The organism is Treponema sp. UBA7570 (assembly GCA_002477955.1).
GTDB lineage: Bacteria > Spirochaetota > Spirochaetia > Treponematales > Treponemataceae > Treponema_D.
Genome location: DLLE01000011.1, coordinates 4,042 through 22,768, shown reverse-complemented (window position 1 = coordinate 22,768; position 18,727 = coordinate 4,042). Strand labels below are relative to the sequence as shown.

Annotated in this window: 16 protein-coding genes; 10 read left to right on the top strand and 6 right to left on the bottom strand. The window is 37.3% G+C overall.

Going from position 1 to position 18,727, the window contains the following annotated elements; translation table 11 throughout:
- Positions 1-147: 147 nt before the first annotated feature.
- Positions 148-3,318 (bottom strand): efflux RND transporter permease subunit, encoded by a 3,171-nt coding sequence (locus B4N75_RS00850; protein WP_296668441.1) that lies wholly within the window; start codon positions 3,316-3,318, stop codon positions 148-150.
- Between the two features lie 481 nt (positions 3,319-3,799).
- Between B4N75_RS00850 and B4N75_RS00845 the strand changes: the two genes are divergently transcribed.
- Complete coding sequence (locus B4N75_RS00845; protein WP_296668466.1) at positions 3,800-4,192, top strand: ArsR/SmtB family transcription factor; 393 nt, start codon at positions 3,800-3,802, stop codon at positions 4,190-4,192.
- Between the two features lie 171 nt (positions 4,193-4,363).
- Here B4N75_RS00845 and B4N75_RS00840 read toward each other — a convergent pair whose 3' ends face one another.
- The 3 genes from B4N75_RS00840 to B4N75_RS00830 all read right to left on the bottom strand — a co-directional run bounded on the left by B4N75_RS00840 (position 4,364) and on the right by B4N75_RS00830 (position 6,278).
- Complete coding sequence (locus B4N75_RS00840; RefSeq protein ID WP_296693447.1) at positions 4,364-5,146, bottom strand: acyl-[acyl-carrier-protein] thioesterase; 783 nt, start codon at positions 5,144-5,146, stop codon at positions 4,364-4,366.
- Positions 5,147-5,232: 86 nt separating this feature from the next.
- Positions 5,233-5,601: a hypothetical protein gene (locus tag B4N75_RS00835; protein ID WP_296668437.1), complete on the bottom strand. Its 369-nt coding sequence runs from the start codon at positions 5,599-5,601 to the stop codon at positions 5,233-5,235.
- A 77-nt stretch (positions 5,602-5,678) separates the two neighbouring features.
- A complete protein-coding gene (locus B4N75_RS00830) occupies positions 5,679-6,278 on the bottom strand; it encodes a hypothetical protein (RefSeq protein WP_078930686.1) in 600 nt (199 codons plus the stop codon).
- A gap of 272 nt (positions 6,279-6,550) precedes the next feature.
- On the opposite strand from B4N75_RS00830, the gene B4N75_RS00825 reads away from it, so the two are divergent.
- The 5 genes from B4N75_RS00825 to uvrB all read left to right on the top strand — a co-directional run bounded on the left by B4N75_RS00825 (position 6,551) and on the right by uvrB (position 12,725).
- The gene (locus B4N75_RS00825) at positions 6,551-8,830 is read left to right on the top strand and encodes a hypothetical protein (RefSeq protein WP_296706335.1); all 2,280 of its coding nucleotides are present in this window, start codon (positions 6,551-6,553) and stop codon (positions 8,828-8,830) included.
- Positions 8,831-8,847: 17 nt separating this feature from the next.
- The gene (locus tag B4N75_RS00820; RefSeq protein WP_296668430.1) at positions 8,848-9,198 is read left to right on the top strand and encodes a hypothetical protein; all 351 of its coding nucleotides are present in this window, start codon (positions 8,848-8,850) and stop codon (positions 9,196-9,198) included.
- Between the two features lie 166 nt (positions 9,199-9,364).
- A complete protein-coding gene (locus B4N75_RS00815) occupies positions 9,365-9,718 on the top strand; it encodes a hypothetical protein (RefSeq protein WP_296668428.1) in 354 nt (117 codons plus the stop codon).
- A 7-nt stretch (positions 9,719-9,725) separates the two neighbouring features.
- Complete coding sequence (locus B4N75_RS00810) at positions 9,726-10,604, top strand: omptin family outer membrane protease (protein ID WP_296706333.1); 879 nt, start codon at positions 9,726-9,728, stop codon at positions 10,602-10,604.
- A gap of 120 nt (positions 10,605-10,724) precedes the next feature.
- Positions 10,725-12,725, top strand: a complete 2,001-nt coding sequence (gene uvrB / locus B4N75_RS00805) for an excinuclease ABC subunit UvrB (RefSeq protein ID WP_296706331.1) — start codon at positions 10,725-10,727, stop codon at positions 12,723-12,725.
- A gap of 122 nt (positions 12,726-12,847) precedes the next feature.
- Here uvrB and rpmB read toward each other — a convergent pair whose 3' ends face one another.
- Both rpmB and B4N75_RS00795 read right to left on the bottom strand, forming a co-directional pair.
- Positions 12,848-13,078 (bottom strand): 50S ribosomal protein L28, encoded by a 231-nt coding sequence (gene rpmB, locus B4N75_RS00800; RefSeq protein WP_296023253.1) that lies wholly within the window; start codon positions 13,076-13,078, stop codon positions 12,848-12,850.
- 179 nt (positions 13,079-13,257) lie between these two features.
- Positions 13,258-14,190 carry an MBL fold metallo-hydrolase gene (locus B4N75_RS00795; protein WP_296668421.1) on the bottom strand — a complete coding sequence of 311 codons (933 nt, stop codon included), beginning with the start codon at positions 14,188-14,190 and terminating at the stop codon, positions 13,258-13,260.
- A gap of 126 nt (positions 14,191-14,316) precedes the next feature.
- Here B4N75_RS00795 and prs point away from each other — a divergent pair, with 126 nt between their 5' ends.
- The 4 genes from prs to B4N75_RS00775 all read left to right on the top strand — a co-directional run bounded on the left by prs (position 14,317) and on the right by B4N75_RS00775 (position 18,678).
- Entirely contained in the window at positions 14,317-15,582 is a 1,266-nt protein-coding gene (prs, locus tag B4N75_RS00790) for a ribose-phosphate diphosphokinase (protein ID WP_296023247.1), read from the top strand.
- 257 nt (positions 15,583-15,839) lie between these two features.
- Complete coding sequence (locus B4N75_RS00785; RefSeq protein WP_296023243.1) at positions 15,840-17,102, top strand: FGGY-family carbohydrate kinase; 1,263 nt, start codon at positions 15,840-15,842, stop codon at positions 17,100-17,102.
- Positions 17,103-17,119: 17 nt separating this feature from the next.
- Complete coding sequence (locus B4N75_RS00780; protein WP_296668417.1) at positions 17,120-17,779, top strand: HAD family hydrolase; 660 nt, start codon at positions 17,120-17,122, stop codon at positions 17,777-17,779.
- A 59-nt stretch (positions 17,780-17,838) separates the two neighbouring features.
- Complete coding sequence (locus B4N75_RS00775) at positions 17,839-18,678, top strand: MBL fold metallo-hydrolase (RefSeq protein ID WP_296668415.1); 840 nt, start codon at positions 17,839-17,841, stop codon at positions 18,676-18,678.
- The last annotated feature ends 49 nt before the right edge of the window (positions 18,679-18,727 follow it).

Below are 18,727 nucleotides of genomic sequence, written 5' to 3'. Positions count from 1 at the left end.
TTGACTTTTTAAGTTGTTTCGCAACGAAGTGAGAAACAACAGATTATAAAAAAGTTTGCAACGCAAACTTGTAAAGATAAAAACAGACGCCATTTTCGTCTGTTTTTATCTTACACTCCCATTTACTGCATTCTTGCAGATTAGTTTTTATTTTTTTTCTTCAGATTCTTCAATCAAATCTTCGGCAGCACCCAAATCCTCTGTCGGCTCCACTTTTGGGCGAGAGAATTTCGGATCAAAGTTTGTCAAGAATCCCGGAAGAATTGTCATTGCAAGCATTGAGCTTGTAAACATTACGATTGCAACCAAAATTCCAATATAGCGCAAAACCATAAATCTTGAAAGGCACAAAACCAAGAATCCAAGACCAACGGCAAGTGCATTCGTCAAAATTCCGCTTCCGCTCGATTTAAATGTGCGTCTTGCAGCGGCATGAACATCAGTTGTCTTTGCGCGTTCCATTCTGTAAGTTTCAAGGAAGTGAATCGTGTAGTCAATTCCAATTCCGACCGCAACAGAAGCAATAATTGAAGTAACAAGGTCAAGGCTAATTCCCAAAGTTCCCATCGTCCAGTAGTTGAGCAAAATTGTAAGAGAAAGAGGAACGGCTCCCAAAAGCCCTGCCAAAACCGAACGGAACGAGATTGCAATCACAACGAAAACGCTCAAAAGCGAGATTATCAAGCTCTGAATCTGGCTTGAGAAAACCATTTCTGTCATTACAGTTTCAAGTTCCCCCTTTCCAGTAAACGAAATTGTGTAGCCTTCCGGGAAGTGGTTTTTTGCATAAGAATTACATTCGCGGATTACTTTTTCAATGTCGCTGCTTGAATTAGAACGAGAGACAAGCTGAACACGCAATCTGTTCGGGTTCAAGACATTTTCGTTCTGAGGATCATTTGCCCAGCGTCCCAAAGTTTCCTTGTCAGAAAGCATCGAAAGGAAGTTTCCAACAATGTTTTTTAGAGCCGCATGCTGCTTGTAGCCGTATTTTGCCTCATCAAAAGGAATTTCGTAATAATCCGTTCCTTTGTAATTCAATTTTTTCTCAAGAACTTTTACAACATCGTCAAGAGAAGCGTTTTTTCCGCCCGCCTCTGCATAAGCAGAAGTCAAAAGCTTAAATCCTTCATCAACTGTAAGAGTGCTGTTGAGTTTTTTTACATATTCAACGTTCGGGTCAACATAGTCTGGAAGCATTTCATCTTCATCAGAAGAATCAGCAGCGTCAAATCCGCCGAAATCGGAATTCGTATCAAATCCAAAATCTGAACCTGAATCAAAATCGAAATCCGAGCCGGAATCAAAGTCAAAGTCAGAATTGAAATCGTCTGAGCCGGCCTCTCCGCTTGAAGAGCCAGAAGAAACAGCGACAGCCTCCGCGCTTGGAGCGTGAAGAACCTGGTTCATTCGCTTGATTAAGGTCGGGAACGAAACTATTTTTCCGATATATGGAAATTTGCTCTGAATGTTTTCCTGAAGACCGTCAACCGCCTCAAGAATATCAGGATCTTTCATAGAACCTTCAACAAGCGCAAAATGACGTCCATCAGATTTTTTGATGATATTCCCGTTCACATCGAGGAATTTTCCATCTTTGTTCATAACCGGGATTCCGTTCTCATCAAGGAAGTTTCCGTTTTCATCAGTAACTTTCGGACCGTCAACCAGCATAAAAATCAAGTTTGTTCCAGCAAATCTTTCGTCAACATAATCAATATCCTGACGCAACTGAGAATCCGGCGGGAAATAGTTAATCATTGAAGACTCGATTTTTACCTTGCGCACACCAAAAACAGAAACCACAACAAGGAAAATCATAAACACAAACATTCTTGGGCGCGAACCGCAGAAGAAAAGGAAGATGTTATATAAAGTGTCTTTGCGTTCATTTCCGCGCTTAATAATGTGCTTTTTTGCTTTTTTTGAAAGTTTCATTATCAATTTTGATTTCTGGCCAATTCTTTTTACAGGCTTTATCATCAAAACTGCTGGAATAAATGTTTCCGCAAAAATCCATGAAAGCGCGATTCCAACTGCGGTAAAGATTGAGAAACTGTGAAGCGGCCCCATAGGACTCAAAATCAAAGAAATAAATCCGATTACAGTTGTAATTGCAGCAAGAAAAACCGCAGTGCTGCAACTAGCAACACCTTTCAAAATAATATCTTTGTGACTTTCTTTTGTAATTTCAACGCCGTTAGCTTTTGCTTCGTCAAGAGCGATATAATAATGCGTCATGACGTGAATTCCGTACGCGGAACCGCAGGCAATCAAAGCAACAGGAATTACACTTGAAACAATCGTGAATGTAAATCCAAAAACAGCCATAAGACCACAAGTACAGGCAGTCGCAAGCAAAACAGTAACAAGCGGCAAAAGAGTTCCGTCCAAAGTTTTAAGGCTTGCAAACAAAGTCAAAAGAACAACGATTGAAACAAGCGGAATCAAGTTCGTCAAATCCGAAGTCATGTAATCCATAAAGTTTTCAGAAACAACAGGATCGCCAAAGAAAATAACTTTAAGATTTGTGCCTTTTGTATATTTAAGGGCAATCTCTTTTACTTTAGCGAGAGTTTCGGCCTCAAGGTCAGATTCAGATATTTGAGTTTTTGCAGCCTCATTTATAGTTTCGGCAAGGGAAGCAAGCTCTTGTTCAGACAAACCTTCAATAGAGGAAAGCTTTCCGGTCTTCTGAGCCTTTTTAAACTCCTCAAAAGTCTTGATTCCGGCATTTGCAAGGGCATCAACCTGAGAAGCAGACAAAGAACTCAAATATGCGATTTCGCCAGGGTGATTGTTTGTAACAAGCGTAATCTGCATTTGAGCCGCTTTGTTGTCGTCCGAAATAATCGAACGTGTATACATTTCGTCCCAATCAGTAAGATTTTGTTTAAGATCATTTACCTGAGCCTGAGTCAAAAGAGGAAGGTATCCGTTTTCATCGCGCTCTGCACTGATAATGTTTCCAGCAGTAAGGGCACCGTCAACATCCTCAATAAAGTCAATTTTTGTAAGAGAATCAATTCTATCAACCCAAGGAAGGTTTTCCACATCCGTAGAAATATGGTCAATAATCTGCAAATTCTCCGGAGTAATAATTGTTCCCTTATCTGTTTCAAGAGAAACTCCGATTACAACAGTGCTTCCAAACCGATCCTCCGAATCAATCAAACGCTGATAAGATTCATGCTTTTGAGGAAAATACAATCTGGTCGAGTTATCCATCTTAATATCTTTAAGCTGGAATGCAAGCAGACCTGTAACAAGAAAAGTTGTTACAATAATAAGCCATGGATGCTTAAATAAACGATTCATTAAATAAATCCTCCTTCTGTTAAATACACAATAAATTCAGCACAGCTTTTAATTATGCCAATATGCTAAGTTTTGTTTATAAGTTTAAGAAATTAAACGCATAAACAAAATATAATCTCTTTAATTTCAAACGTCAATAAAATATATTTTTTTTTACTATTTTTAACATTGAATAAAAAAAAATTATTTTTTCAATAAAAACTTCAATAAGCCCACGAAACTCTTCAATATAAACTCTAAATCAACTTTAAAATTTTTCAACATTAACTAAACTTTATAATAACAGCGTTCCAAAAAAATCACAATTTTCCTTTTTTTTCTTTTTTTTTCGTTTTCTTTCCACTTTTTTGACTCTCTTTATAAAAACTAATCATAAAACACTTTTTTACAATCAAAAGGAAACTCAAAAACTTGACAATTCGTCAAAGCGTTTATAAACTTAACCGATTAAACAAATAAACCAATAGAGGCACACATTTTGGTGAAAACCGACGAAACAGAATTTAAACAAAAAATCAGCATTATCCGCGACCAGTTTGAAGTCTGCACTCCTTACCTGACAACGTTAAGCGACCCTGTACGCCAAAAAATTCTCCTTATACTCGCAGAATCCGGCACAGACGGCATGGACGTTCAAGATATAACTGCAAAAATCAACCTTTCACGCCCGGCAATTTCGCACCATCTTAAAATTTTAAAAGACGCAGGCATGATAATCAGCCACAAAAAAGGCACTCAGGTTTACTATTTTATTTATATCTACAAAGCGCTAGACAAAATTATGAATTTGGTAAACACAGTTTTAAATCTCGTAAAAAACATAGACATGGAATCCATAAAAGAAAAAGCTCCATGGATGCTAAATTCACCTTAAAATTAGAATCAGTAATTTTTTTGGGGCCATGGGGCTTATCCAAGCCCCACCGGGTCTTCCGTACTTCCGCGTCGCAGCGCTCCATTCCAAAAAGAAAAACCTTTTTGGAACGCCTTCGGCGGTACTCCAGCCCCTTGTCCATCCGTTTTTACAGACAGGTAAATCAAAAAACTACCACAAAAGCTCGGCTTCAAAAGAAGTACCGCTTTCGGTTTTTCCAACCAGAATAATTTTCTTTGCTTCCCTGTCAATTTTTCCAAAAACCTGCACTTTTTGTCCAAGCATTGCCTCTTTAGCAAAGTTTATTCTGACATCTTTAAATTCAATTCCCTGAAATTCAGCAGGCAAAGCATCAACCGCAAAAGCCGCATACCTCGAATTGTTTGTGTGTCCGTTTGCATCCAAATCCGTATATCTTATAAAACGTTCGTCCAAAAGCACCGCGTCTTCAGGAATCTGGATTTTTCCATAAGGAAGACAGTCGTGCTCCATTTTTCTCAGGGTCGGCGTACGCAATCCCATTTCATCAAACTTTTTAATAGGCAAAATACGGCGATTATTCAAGTCAACCAAAAGCCATGCTGTTATTCCGCTAACAAGCTTTTCACCGTCCAGAGTTTCAATCTCAACAGCGCGCACAAACTGCAAAGCTTCGCTTTTTTCTTCCCAAGTGCGCACAACAATCCGCTGGTTTTCTTTCGGAAATTTATGAATCCTAAATGAATCTCTCGAAACAAGAATGGCAATTCCGTTTTTTGCCAGAGTTTCGCGGCTCATTCCGCGTCTTGCAAAATCTTCAACTGCAATATCTGAAGTAAGTTTTAAAAGTTCGTTAAGGCTTAAATTTTTATTTATATTGCACTGGCTAAAAAACACCATTGTTTCCCAGTTAAAAGACAAATCATCGTTAAAATACTGCCTGCTTTCTGTTTTCTGAGGAATTAAATCTGCCATTTTTCTATCTCCACTTTTGTAAAACTGCAATCAAGTATATCAAAATGACAAATCTTATAAAAGTGTCAAAAAAAATATAAAAAAAACTAATAACGTCCAGTCCCCCACAGCCAGCCGTCATCACGGCTTTCAAAAAACCAAAATTCCTTATTGTAAGTCATAATCGCAAAATTATATGCGCTAAGTTCCGAACCGACAGGAATTGCCATCAACTTTCTAAATCGTCCGGCTTTTAAGATTTTATCAAGATTTTTAACGCCGTAGAGCTCTTCGGCAAGATTTCTTCCTGTTTCCAAATCATTAAAACAGTAAAATGTCGAATATAAAACCGTTTTTCCCCAGGGCAATTCAACCTGAACGATTTTATATCCGCTTTTTTGTGCAAAAATTCCAGTTTGGCAAACAAAAAAAAGAAAAACAACAAAAGCTGCAAACCAAGAATTTTTTTTATTCATTTTATAATTCTAGCACAAAATATTTTTTCACAAAGAAAAAAAAGACCCGGACAAACAGCCGGGCCGTAAATAACAAACTAGAGTGATTTTCTGATCTCTTCGTTGTGTTTCTTTTCTCTAAAGTATTCAGGGATAAAGTAAACACCAGCGGCAATTGCGAGAACAGCAATTACTGCCATAAATACAGGAACAACCATATAAGGAGAAAGATCTCCAGTTCCTTTCAAAACAAACATCTGAACAAAAGCCCAGATGTGGGCAATTCCAAGAATAAATGCAAACACAGCCTTAGCCATAAAGTTTTTGATAAGGAAAGTAGCCAAAAGGAAGGCAATAAAAGCAACCTGAGCAAAAATAAAAGCGTTTACTTTTGAACCGTAAAGAGCGCCAGCAGGATCCCAAACGTAAGTAAAGAGGGAAATTGTTTTTTCGCCGTACAATGGATATTTTTCCTGTACAGATTTTTCCCAATCTTTAAATTCACCGTATTTAATCTCTGGCGGCCATGAACTTTTATCTTTTCCTGTAATTCCAACAGGAAGCTCAGCCCATGTTTTTCCCATATCTTCTACTTCAGAGTAAAGTTTTGCAGAGTTTGTAAAAGGAACAAACTGAGCAACGATAACTAAAAACAACAATACAAAAGAGATATAGTTGTATTTATTCAAGAATTTCATAAATATCCTCCAACAGATATATTCCAAGACAATGATACATTTTATCTAAACGTTTTGTTTTTTTCAAGAGAAACATTAGCTTAATTTAATTATAAAAGCATAATCTTGTGCTTTATCTAACAATCTGTTATAAAGACATTTAGAGGGAGGAAGTTAAAAAATGAAAACATAGTTATGAAACAAATTTTTACTCAGCAAAAAAAACATTTTTACAAATGCGATGATTAAGAGATATCGCTTTTCATTATATTTTTAATTAACAGGAGAAAGTTATGAAAAAAAATATCATTGTAACGGCAGTTTTTTCTGCCATTTTATTAGTATTAACAGAAACAGCTTGCTCTTTTGCTACACAAAAAGCATATTCCAACAACATTTCCGATATAAGTGATAAAATAAACTATCGCTCAATTTCTACAAAAGCCTATATGGGAGGTTCAATTCTTTACAATCCTAAAGATTTGTCAAACAGCCAGCTTTTACAAGGTATCTATATTGCAACTCGATTAGGAAAAGTTACAAAAAATGAAGTATCAAAAGACGATATTATTTATACAGATATCGAAAACGAAGCTTTATACGGATACATATACATTAATAATATAACTGAAAAATCTATAAATTTTTCTTATGTTGAATACTCCCAAAACGGAATAAAAAATACTGAAAAATCATTTAATCTCGAAGTAAATCAAAACGCAGACTTAAATGGAGACGGACTTGCAGACGTATCATACTCAAAACCACTGACAAAAAGAGCAGGTCTTGAAAAAACACTTTGGCTTACATTCATAAGTAATCAAGAAAATCAATACACTAGCATGTTTTCAATTTTACCAGAACAATATACACGTGGCGTTTATCCAGCAGGTCTATTCGGAATAAATCCTGACGGACAATTTATCGTAAGTAAATATGAAAACAATTCTTCTACACGCTCTGTTGTAAAAGGTCTTTCGGCTGGAGATTTTGTTCTTGACAATAAAACAGGAACATATCACAAAGTAAAAGGCAATACATCATATAAAAATACAAGAAGCATAGATGAATCAGATCTCGAAACTGAAGATTCAATAGCAGATGTCAATTTTTATTTTACAGAAGAAGATTTCAGCACAGGTTATAGTGCTATCGAGTTGATTGAAACACTTCCTCTTGAAATTATAAATAAGTATGAACCAGTATCCTCAGAACCAGAGGCAGTTGTTACACTGAACAAAATACTTCTTCAAGAAAATTTTGTTCCACTTTGCATAAAAAACTTAAACTTAGAGATAGACAGTGAGTTTCAAGAAATTTTAGCTATTACAAATACTTTATCAGAATACGAACTTGTTTCGTTCAACAGAATGTTTATGAGTGACACATTTAAAGAAGTATGTCCTGCAATAGACTATAACTGCACAGATATTACAGATATTCTTCCTTTAGTTTCTGTTTATATCAATGCAACAGAAAATGAAGAAGAATCCGACACAAATGAAACAAGAAGTGTTTCTTCCTTGAGTTATAGACCAATTGAACTTTCTAATACAATAGGTGATACAAAAAATTTTAAAACAATAACAAATTTTGCAAATTGGAAAGATATAGAATTCTCTGGAAAAGCAGGATATAAATTAGCAACATCATATAATGAGTATATAGCAAGTACAAAAAATCTAGAGAACAAAGTAAATAGCTGTAAAAAAATCAAAATCGGTTTTTTATCAAAAAAAATAACAAATAACAAATTAGGAATCGGAAATTCCAATGCAGGAAACTTAACATTTGCAGAGTTAGATATTGAAACCAATTTATATTTAGGCGGACGCTTTACAATTTCATGGTCAAATTGCAAAGCAGACCTTTCTGCATATACAATGCTTTCTACCTATGCAAGAACATGTCTCAAATACGCATATTCAGCCTCACTGATTGGAGGAGAACAGAATATTTTCAACATAAACGGTTCTTTCTGCATAGGGCCTGTCCCATTTGTTTATGGACTAAGAGGGGACTATGACATTCCGTATTCAATAAATGGCGAAGTAAATTCAGACTATCTTTATGCAGGATTCACAGGTCTTGCAGGAGCAAATGTAAACGTCGGAGCAGATTACGGCTCTCGAAGAGTAAAATGGTTCAAAGTATGGCGTAAATGGATATATAGATATTCAATCTATTTTGAACCATATACAAAAACTTGCGATGCGCTCGCCGAATGTGCTTTTTTTGCTGGAATTGCAAATAGTTCAGAGAAAAATGGTTTGTCAATAACAGCATCTGTCAGCCCATATTTTGCGCTAACTCCTTATTTGGGGCTTGGGGTATCAGCAGGAAATATAAATATCAATCTTCCTGTAACAGAACAAGTATCAGCAGGAATTAATGTAAAGACTAATGGATCTATAGACGGTTTCTTTTCAAATAAGTTTAGTATAAAATTTGGAGGTGCTTTTGATTTGTCATTACCTATCGTCGGTCATAAATCTAAAAATTTTGGAAAATTTGAAATTTACAAAACACCTCAACAAAAGAGTACGTTTCCGATATTAACGATTAACCAATAAATTCAGGACTAACAACTATGAAAAAACGGTTATGTTTATTTATTATATATTTAATATCTTTATATTCACTGATGTCTTGCGATACAACGGAAGATTCTTTCAGAGCAAGTAACTGTTATCTTGAATCTGGAAACAAAATCATTCTGCACTATTTCGGATATTATGATAGTGTAGATTTTGAGTTATATCATTATGATCCCATGACAAATAAGAAAACAAAACATGAATTAGGTTCTATATTAAACAAACCGCTCAGCAGTTATCTTACTATATCATATAAAGGAGATATTCCTGCTGATTCGATTATAGAATTATACGTTTATATGGGTGCAGGACTTAAAGATATTGTTTCGGTAGAAAGAAAATAAGGCACATTTACGATTATGAAAAATTTTCATGCCCGCAAATTTATTAATTCCATTATAAAACTATAAACAAAGAGTATTCGGTTGTTTCTCAATTCGTTGCGAAACAACTTAAAAAAGTCAAGATTAAAAATGAAGTTTTAATCTTGACTTTTTATGGGAGCCAAAATTGAAAAAAAACTATACCATTTTATGTCTGCTAATTTTCTTTCTGTTTACCTCTTGTTACGAAATAGAAGAATTTGAGCCAGGAAACGCTTACTTTACAACAAACAATACACTTATATTGTATTATGACGGTAAATATAACAAGAACGATGTTCGTTTTGAACTGCATACGCTTAATTCATCTACAGAGGAAAGAAAATCTTTTTCCATTATTTCTATAGATAATGATAAAGAAAACAGCAAACTCATCATAAAATACGAGGATACAATTCCAACAGGTTTTGCTACAAAAATTTATATTTTTAAGTATGGAAAATACGAAACCGCTGTTACGGTAGAGTGGCCAAAATCATAAATTTTTTATGAAAAAATATTTGCTATTAATCCAATTCCTGCTTATGCCAGTGATTATTTCATATGCAGAAATTTTTACGCTTACAACGGCAGCAGGAATCAATACATTTTCTCAAAAAGAATATGTTTTTCAAAACGACTCAAAAGTAAGCGAACTTACCTGGGACTGTCCAATTATTCCATACATAGAATTAGGAATTTTATCTCGACTACACAATTTTGAATTTAATTTGTCGTATGCAACTGTTATTCCTATAAAAAGTGGCACTCTTAAAGACTTAGATTTTAACAGTACTGATATTAGTCAGTATTCCAGTCATAACCTGTATGTTGATAAAAAATATGCTTTCACATTCCAAGCAGGATATAATTTCAGCTCTAAAAATTTATTTTTTTTCCCATTTGCAACGTTCTGCTACAAAAATCAAAAATTTTCTGGCAGAGACGGATATTATCAATACCCAGAAACAGGTATTTGGACAGGAAACGAAACTAAAACGAACTTAAAAGGCAATATCATAAGTTATGAATCTGAATTCTTTATATTCGGAATTGGTCTCTCTACCGCGGTAACTTCAAAAAACTTCACCGTAAAACTAATCGGTGTACTAAACCCATACATAAAAGGGAATGCAATTGACAGTCATTACATGCGAAAAAAACAATTTTATGATTCATTTGATGGAAAGTTCGGATTTTCATTATCAAGTGAATTCTATTATAAAAAAATCTTTCTAAGACTCTCCTATAACCACATTCCATTATTAAAAGGAAGCACCGCTGACAATGTTATAGGAGTTTCCAATTCTGACTTCTTAGAGCAAAAAAATTTTCAAGGAGGAACTTGCTTAGATTCTTTCTCACTAAGTCTTGGTAGAAAAATATAACATTAGCTTAATTTAATTATAAAAGCATAATCTTGCGCTTTCCTCTTTTATCCTTCTTTCCCCATTGTTATTTTTTTTAACCTATTTCAAAACTCAAAGAATAGGCTGTATAATCAAGGCATGAGAAAATTCAAGGTAGTTGCTCCTTACGAGCCAAGCGGCGATCAGGGGCAGGCAATAGAAAAATTAAGCGAAGGCTTTTTGCGCGGCGACAGGTACCAGACGTTAAAGGGCGTTACTGGTTCTGGAAAAACCTTTACCATGGCAAAAATAATCGAAAAAGTTCAGCGTCCGACTCTCATCATCTCGCACAACAAGACGCTTTCCGCCCAGCTTTACCGGGAATTCAAATCTTTCTTTCCAGAAAATGCAGTCGAATATTTTGTTTCTTATTACGATTATTACCAGCCAGAAGCATACGTTCCTGCACGAGATTTGTACATAGAAAAAGATGCCGATGTAAACAAAGAAATTGACCAGCTTCGCCTAAAAGCAACATATTCCCTTATGGAAAGGCGCGATGTGATTGTTGTAGCTACAGTCAGCTGCATTTACGGTCTTGGCATGCCTGACCTCTACAAAGAAATGCGTGTTCATATCGAAAAAGGTGAATTTTTTGATACAAGGAAATTTGAACGGCAGATGTCATCAATTCAATACCAGCGAAACGATATGGTTTTAGAACGCGGAAATTTCCGTGTCAGAGGCGATGTTATCGAAGTTTTTCCTCCATATATGGAAACCGACACTGCATACAGAATTGAACTTGATTTTGACGAAATTTCTTCAATAAAGCGTTTTAATGTTCTCACCCGCGAAACCGAAGAAGAGTTGGACGAAATGCAATTTTATCCGTCAAAGCACTTCGTAGTACCGCAGAATGCGCTTTTAAAGGCTACAGACAGGATTCTCGAAGAAATGGCTGAACAGGTCAAAAAATTTCAGATTGAACAAAAACCTCTCGAGGCCGAAAGAATAAAAACCCGGACAACATACGACGTAGAAATGATGAAAGAAATGGGCTACTGTTCTGGAATCGAAAATTACTCAGGCCCAATTTCCGGCAGAAAACGCGGCGAACCGCCGGCAACTCTCCTGCATTATTTTCCAGACGACTTTTTGTGCCTGATTGACGAAGCCCACGTTACAGTTCCGCAAATTGGAGCTATGTACGAAGGCGACAGAAGCCGAAAACAAAATCTTATCGACTTCGGGTTCCGCCTGCCTTCCGCCCTCGACAACCGCCCTCTAAAATTTGACGAGTTTGAAAAAAAACTGAATCAAGTTATTTACGTAACGGCAACTCCGCGCAAAGAAGAAATAAAACAGTCAACACAAGTTGTAGAACAGTTGATCCGCCCAACTGGACTTTTGGATCCAATAATCGAAGTCCGCCCGAGCGAAGGTCAAATGGAAGACATTTACAACGAAGTAAAAAAGCGCATTGAAAAACACGAGAGGAGCCTTATTCTTACGCTGACAAAAAAAATGGCGGAAGATTTGACGGACTATCTTCTTGGACTGAATTTAAAAGTAAAATATATTCACTCGGAAATCGACACTTTTGAGCGTGTTGAAATTCTAAAAAGCCTTAGATTGGGCGAAATCGACGTTTTAATTGGTATCAACCTTCTGCGCGAAGGAATCGACCTTCCAGAAGTAAGTTTTATCGCAATTCTCGATGCAGATAAAATTGGATTTTTGCGCTCGACAACATCTTTAATCCAGATTGTAGGCCGCGCTGCCCGCAATGAAAACGGAACGGTTGTAATGTACGCAGATGCAATCACGCCAGCAATCAAAGAAACCGTAGAAGAAACAAAACGCCGTCGTGCGATCCAGCAAAAATATAATGAAGAACACGGAATTACGCCTCACACTGTAAGCAAAACTGTTCAAGACATACTCGTACGTCAACAAAAAGATGCCGAGGAAACCGAAAAAATACAACTCGAAGTTCTAAAAAAGAGCGCGAACCTGTTCGACCCAAAACAGCGCAAAAAGTTAATCGAAGCCCTAAAAAAAGAAATGAGCGATTGTGCCGACCGGCTTGAATACGAACAAGCCGCCGCAATCCGCGATCAAATACAGGAAATCGAAGCAACTTACGGCAAAAAATAGAACTTAACAAAAACGTGCATAGCTGGTATCTAAAACTGAGCTGGCTAGCGCACGCAAAAAGTTCTCTAGACATAAAAAAAAACCGGCTCACGAAGAACCGGCTATTCAGAAAGATTCAATAATTATTCAGCTTTTGGCGCACCAGCATTTGCAGGAACAACATTGATTTTCTTTGTTACAAAACCACTGCGAAGACAGCGAGTGCAAACGTTCAAAGTGCGTGTTGTACCAGCGATTTCTGTCTTTACTTTAAGAAGATTTGGTCTCCAAATGCGGCGTGTGTGGTTGTATGATTTAGAAACTTTGTTACCTGTCATTGAACCTTTCAAGCAAACATCACAAACTCTTGACATAATATATACCTACCTCAAAATCAATTCAACGTGAGTTCCATTATTTTAAGAAATTCTTCCGCTTATGTCAATTCAAAATACTGATTTTATGCCAATTTTATGCGTTAATTTGTCCAAAATCAGTTTTTTTATATCTATTCCGAAGCGCATTAAGTTTTTCTTATAAAAAAGCGAAATCCTCACCTACAATCCAGTTCCAGACCGTCAAACGCTGGACAGACAGTTCCGCCGTTTTCAACAATTTTTTGCAGATTAGCAAATTCCGGCAGTTTTTTATCAATATAATTCTGAATTTCTCCGTGCAAAAAATCGTGAGAAAGATGAGTAAACCAAGTATGCGCCGCTCCAATTTTATCTGCATAAAAAAGCGCCTGATCAAAATTATTGTGAGAAGAGTGTTTATCTGCACGAAGAGCATCAATTACAAGATGATCGAGAAATCCGCCTGAGCAGGTATTTTTTACCCGATTTAAAGAATTTTCGCTTATAAAATTGCAGTCAGTAAGATAAGCAATTGAACGTTTTTTTCCATTCAGTTTTTTAGAAAAAATCCAGCCTGTCGTTTTTATGCAGCCATGCTCCATCGGAACAGGAACAATGCAAAGTTCTCCAAGTTCAAGCGGATTTTTTTCATTGTACGAATCAACATCTATTATGTTCAGTTTTGGAGTTCCGCCGCCTTTTTCGTGCGTCATAAAAATATAATGAAAATTTGTCTTAACGCATTTTTCAGAATCTGAACTCATGTACATTGCAAGACCTTTTCCAGCAGTTTCTGGAAATTTTTTAGAAAGTCTTTCGTCGCAGTTCATTGCGCTAGAGTTCTTGTGGCTAAAAATTCTTAAATCGTCAATTCCGTGAATATGATCTGCGTGAGGATGTGTGAGAAAAACAGCATCAAGTTTACAAAGATTTATGCGAAGAGCCTGTTCCCGAAAATCCGGCCCAACATCAATAAGAAAATTTCTGTCGTATGAGCCATTTTTTATAGAAAGAAGCGCGCTCGCTCTGAGCCGATTGTCTTTTTTGTCTCCAGACTTACAAACTTTGCAATTACAAGCAATTACAGGCACGCCATGGCTTGTTCCTGATCCCAAAATCGTCAGTTTCATATAGAAAGATTTTAGTTAAAACATGATTTTCTGTCAAAACACTACATCTAGCGTAAATTATTGACCACAGCCGGCTTGAAGTGCTAGTATTAGTGTACATCAATCACATTTTCATGGGAGAATAAAATGCCTTATTCAGAACCAACCAACCTGGGCGTAATCGCATGTCCGGGTGGTGCTGCATTTGCGGACGAAGTAATTACTCATCTTCGTCACATGTACAAACATCGTTTTACATTAAAAAATGACGTAATTTCTAAACGATATACTTTAGACAAAGACAAACTGATTAAGGACATCAACTTCCGCAACGATATGGTGACATCTGACCTTGTTGTACGCGGAGCAATCGACAAATACCGTGCGCCAGATTTTAAAATCAACACAGCTTTTACTTGGTTTGCAAACGGTGAAATTAAAGCAGAATTGATGGATTCTGTCCGCGGAAAAGATATTTATATTTTTCAAGATGCAGAAAACCACCAGCCAATTGAAATGAACGGCGGAAAAAATGTTGTTACATTCTCTGTAAACGACCACGTAATGACACTTCTTGTAACAATCGATGCTGTTCAGCAGGCTGGAGCAAGATCAATCACTCTTGTACTTCCGGCATTTCCTTACAGCCGCCAGCACAAAAAGAAGGGCCGCGAAGGTCTTACGGCAGCGCTTCTTTGCCACATTTACGAAATGCGTGGAGTCGACCGCGTAATTACTCTCGACATTCACTCTCGCGAAATTGTAAACGCATTCAACACGACACATCTCGAAAACCTACATGCTTCCTATCAGGTTATCCGTGAACTTACAAAGGTTGTAAATCTTTCTGGTCCTGACAAGGAAGATTTAGTTGTAGTAAGCCCTGACACAGGCGCAATCGACCGCAACAAATTCTATGCTACAGGCTTAAAAGTGCCGCTCGCAATGATTTACAAAGAACGCGATTATTCTGTCGTAACTCAGAATGCAAAACAGACAAATATTAAAAGCGTAAAACTTCTTGGCGACGTTAAAGGAAAAGTTGCCTTCCTTGCAGATGATATGCTCGGAACAGGAGGAACTCTCCTTAAAGCAATGCAGTTTTTGCAGGAACAGGGCGCAACAAAGGTAATCGCCGCAATTTCGCTTCCGTTCTTTACAGGAAATGCAATTGAACTGTTCGATGAAGCTTATAAAAACGGCCAGTTCTACCGAATAATCGGAACAAACGCCGTTTACCATCCAGAATTAAAAGAAAAAGAATGGTTTATAAGCACAAATGTTTCTGGTCTCTTTGCAAATGTAATTACAAGAATTCATCACAATCAGAGCTTGAGCGATCTTTTGGACAACAGAACGATTATCGACAAACTGATTAAAAAGTCTGACGATACAGAAGAAACTCAGGCATAAATAAAAAAATTATTAAAAACTGTCTGACAGGCGCTTCAGTCCTTATCAGGCAGTTTTTTTTTGCAAAAATGGCAAATCTCCGCAAATTGTTGTAAAATGAAAAATAAGCCTCGAAGCAAAAAATTCGGACAAGGGGCTGGAGGGGCGGCAAAGCCGTTCCAAAAAACTGGCGGATGAGCCTGTTTTTTGGAATAAAACCCCGCAAGACCCGGTTTTTGCGACAGCAAAAATGGCCCCGAAAAAAATTGGAGATTTTTATGAAAGATGCTATTCTTTGTGTTGATATTGGAACTTCTTCGTTAAAAGCGGCGCTTATGCCAGATTCGCCAAAAAGCATTGCCTATGCACGCGCGAATTTTACGGAAAAAGATGAATCGAAAATTGCACGGGAATGGGTCGGGGCTTTAAAACAAGCTGTCGAAGAATTAAAGCAAAAATCGCCGGACACTGGAATTGAAGCGATTTGTATTTCCGGCAACGGGCCGACGGTTGTAAGCAGCAACGGGCTGACGCTTCTTTGGTCTAAAGATGCGCCAACTTCCGTTTCTGACAAAAAGTCAATGTGGATTCCGCGTCTGGATGCTTTTAGAAAACTCCACACTCACCACTGGTACGAATCTGACAAGATTTTTGGAACTCCTGAATACCTGATTTACCGTCTGACAGGAAACGCCGTAACAATTCTGCCGGAAGAACGTTTCAGAGAAATTTATTGGACAGAAGAACAGCTCAAGGCAGAAGGTTTTTCTGATGACGAAATCAAAAAACTGCCTCCATTTGTAAAACCTGGCGCACTCGCTGGAAAAATTACAAAACAGGCGGCTGAAGAAACTGGTCTTATCGAAGGAACATTGGTTTTTTGCGGCGCTCCTGATTTTGTTGTTGCGCTGATTGGAACAGACACGCTCGACACCGGCATGCTATGCGACCGTTCAGGTTCAAGCGAAGGGCTTAATCTCTGCACTCCAGTTCCGCTCAATTCGCCAAATATCCGCACAATGCCGTCGATTATTCCTGGAATGTGGAATGCGGCGGTAATTATTCCAGATACAGGAAGCAGGTTTGCAAATTTTAAGAAAAAGGTTGAAGACGAATTAAAAACAAAAATTACGCACAAAAAACTAGTTGCGCAGATTGTAGACACTCCGACATTTGAAAATCCGCAGATTTTGACGGATGAACAAAAAAAAGAAGGACTTGCGATTATTCACGATGTAACTCACCAGCTTTGGGCGGCCCTCAACATTCTAAAAAAGGCTTCGGAAGAGGCAGGACTTCCACAGCCGAGAAGCATTACCGTAACTGGCGGGCAGGCTCTAAACGAAAAATGGACTCAGATAAAATGCGATACTCTCTGCGTTCCGTTTGTTGTGACTGAATGCGTGGATGCGGAACTTGCAGGCGACAATATTCTTGCAAGAATTTCGCTCGGATATTACGACTCGATAGAAGAAGCGGCATTTGTCCTTGTAAAAAAATCGCACGTTTACACTCCGGCTATGCCTGCTGACCACTCGTAGACAGGCGCTGCATTTTAATGAAGGTTTATTTTATTCCAGAAAAAGTCCAGGTTCTGATTTTTGATGTAGATTCTACGCTCTATACAAATTCTGAATACGCAAAAGAGCAGATTGACGGTCAAATCCGACATTTTGCCCAAATGCGAAAAATTTCCGCTGATGAAGCCCGCGGGCTTTTTTCTGATTTTAGGAAAAATTGGGCGAACACACATTCCGGACAAAAAATCAGCCTTGGAAACCTTCTTACTTATTTTGGAATTTCGATTGAAGAAAGTATTTTTTGGAGAAAAAAACTTATAAATCCTGCTGAATTTTTAAAACCAGACGCAAGGCTTTTTAAAACTCTTTCCGCCTTAAAAGAAAAATTTTATCTCATTTGCGTAACAAACAATCCTGTTCTGACGGCAAGAAAAACTCTCGAAGCGCTGGGAGTTTCCGGGCTTATTCCAGAAATCATTGGGCTTGACACAACGCTAAAATCAAAGCCTGCCAGAGAGATTTTTGAGCTTGCCGCAAAAACCGCAGGAACAGCTCTTAACAAAAAAATAAAATTTGAAGAATGTCTAAGCATTGGAGATCGTTACGATATTGACCTTGACCTGCCGTTAAAACTTGGAATGGGCGCAATTCTTGTTGACGGTGTAAAAGATGTTTATTTGCTTCCAGAAGTTTTGTAATATAATTATATTGTGTTATAATTTGTACTGGTTTTAAGAAAAAGTTCTACGGAAGTTCTATGGAAATCGAAACATTTAAAGACAGTATAAACCTCACAAACAATGGAAAACTTCAGATTTTTTTCATCGGAACTGGAAGCGCTTTTAACAAAGTCGATTTTCAGAACAACCTGCTTGTAATAAAAGGCAAAGATCATGTCTTGATTGACTGCGGAACTTTATTTTCTTACGCCTTAAAAACATACAACACTCCGCTCACAAAAATCCGCACGATTTTGCCGACACACTCACATTCTGACCACATTGGCGGCCTTGAAGAAGTCGCATACACAAATTTTTATATGACAAGACAAAAACCGTCGCTTATTGTTCCAGATTTTTACAAAAAAATTCTTTGGGAAAAAAGCCTGGCCGGAGCCTGCTCTTACGGCGAGGAAAAAGGAATAGACAATTTTTTTACTTTTGACGATTATTTTAAGCAAATCTGCCCAGTTGAATTAAAAAACACTCCGCGCCCGGTTTACGAGGCAAATGCAGGTTCAATAAACTTAAAACTTGTACGAACAAGGCATATTCTTTGCCCAAATGCAGACTGGAACAAAATTTTTTATTCTGTCGGAGTTTTAATAGATGACAGAATTTTCTTTAGCGGAGACACAAAATTTGACCGTCCAATGCTGGATTGGATTGAACAGACTTATAAACCGGAATGTATTTTTCATGAATGTACTTTTTTTGAAAGTCCTGTTCATTCTTCTTACAATGAGCTTCTAACTCTTCCAACAGAAATGCGCAAAAAAATGTTTCTCTGCCACTACGGCGAAAACTACAGGGAGTTTTTACCTCAAGATGACGGTTTTGCGGGTTTTGCAGAGCGCGGTCTTTATTATACCTTTTAGAAAAAAGCATACACCATTTGAAAAAATCTTTGTTTTTTGTTAATATTAG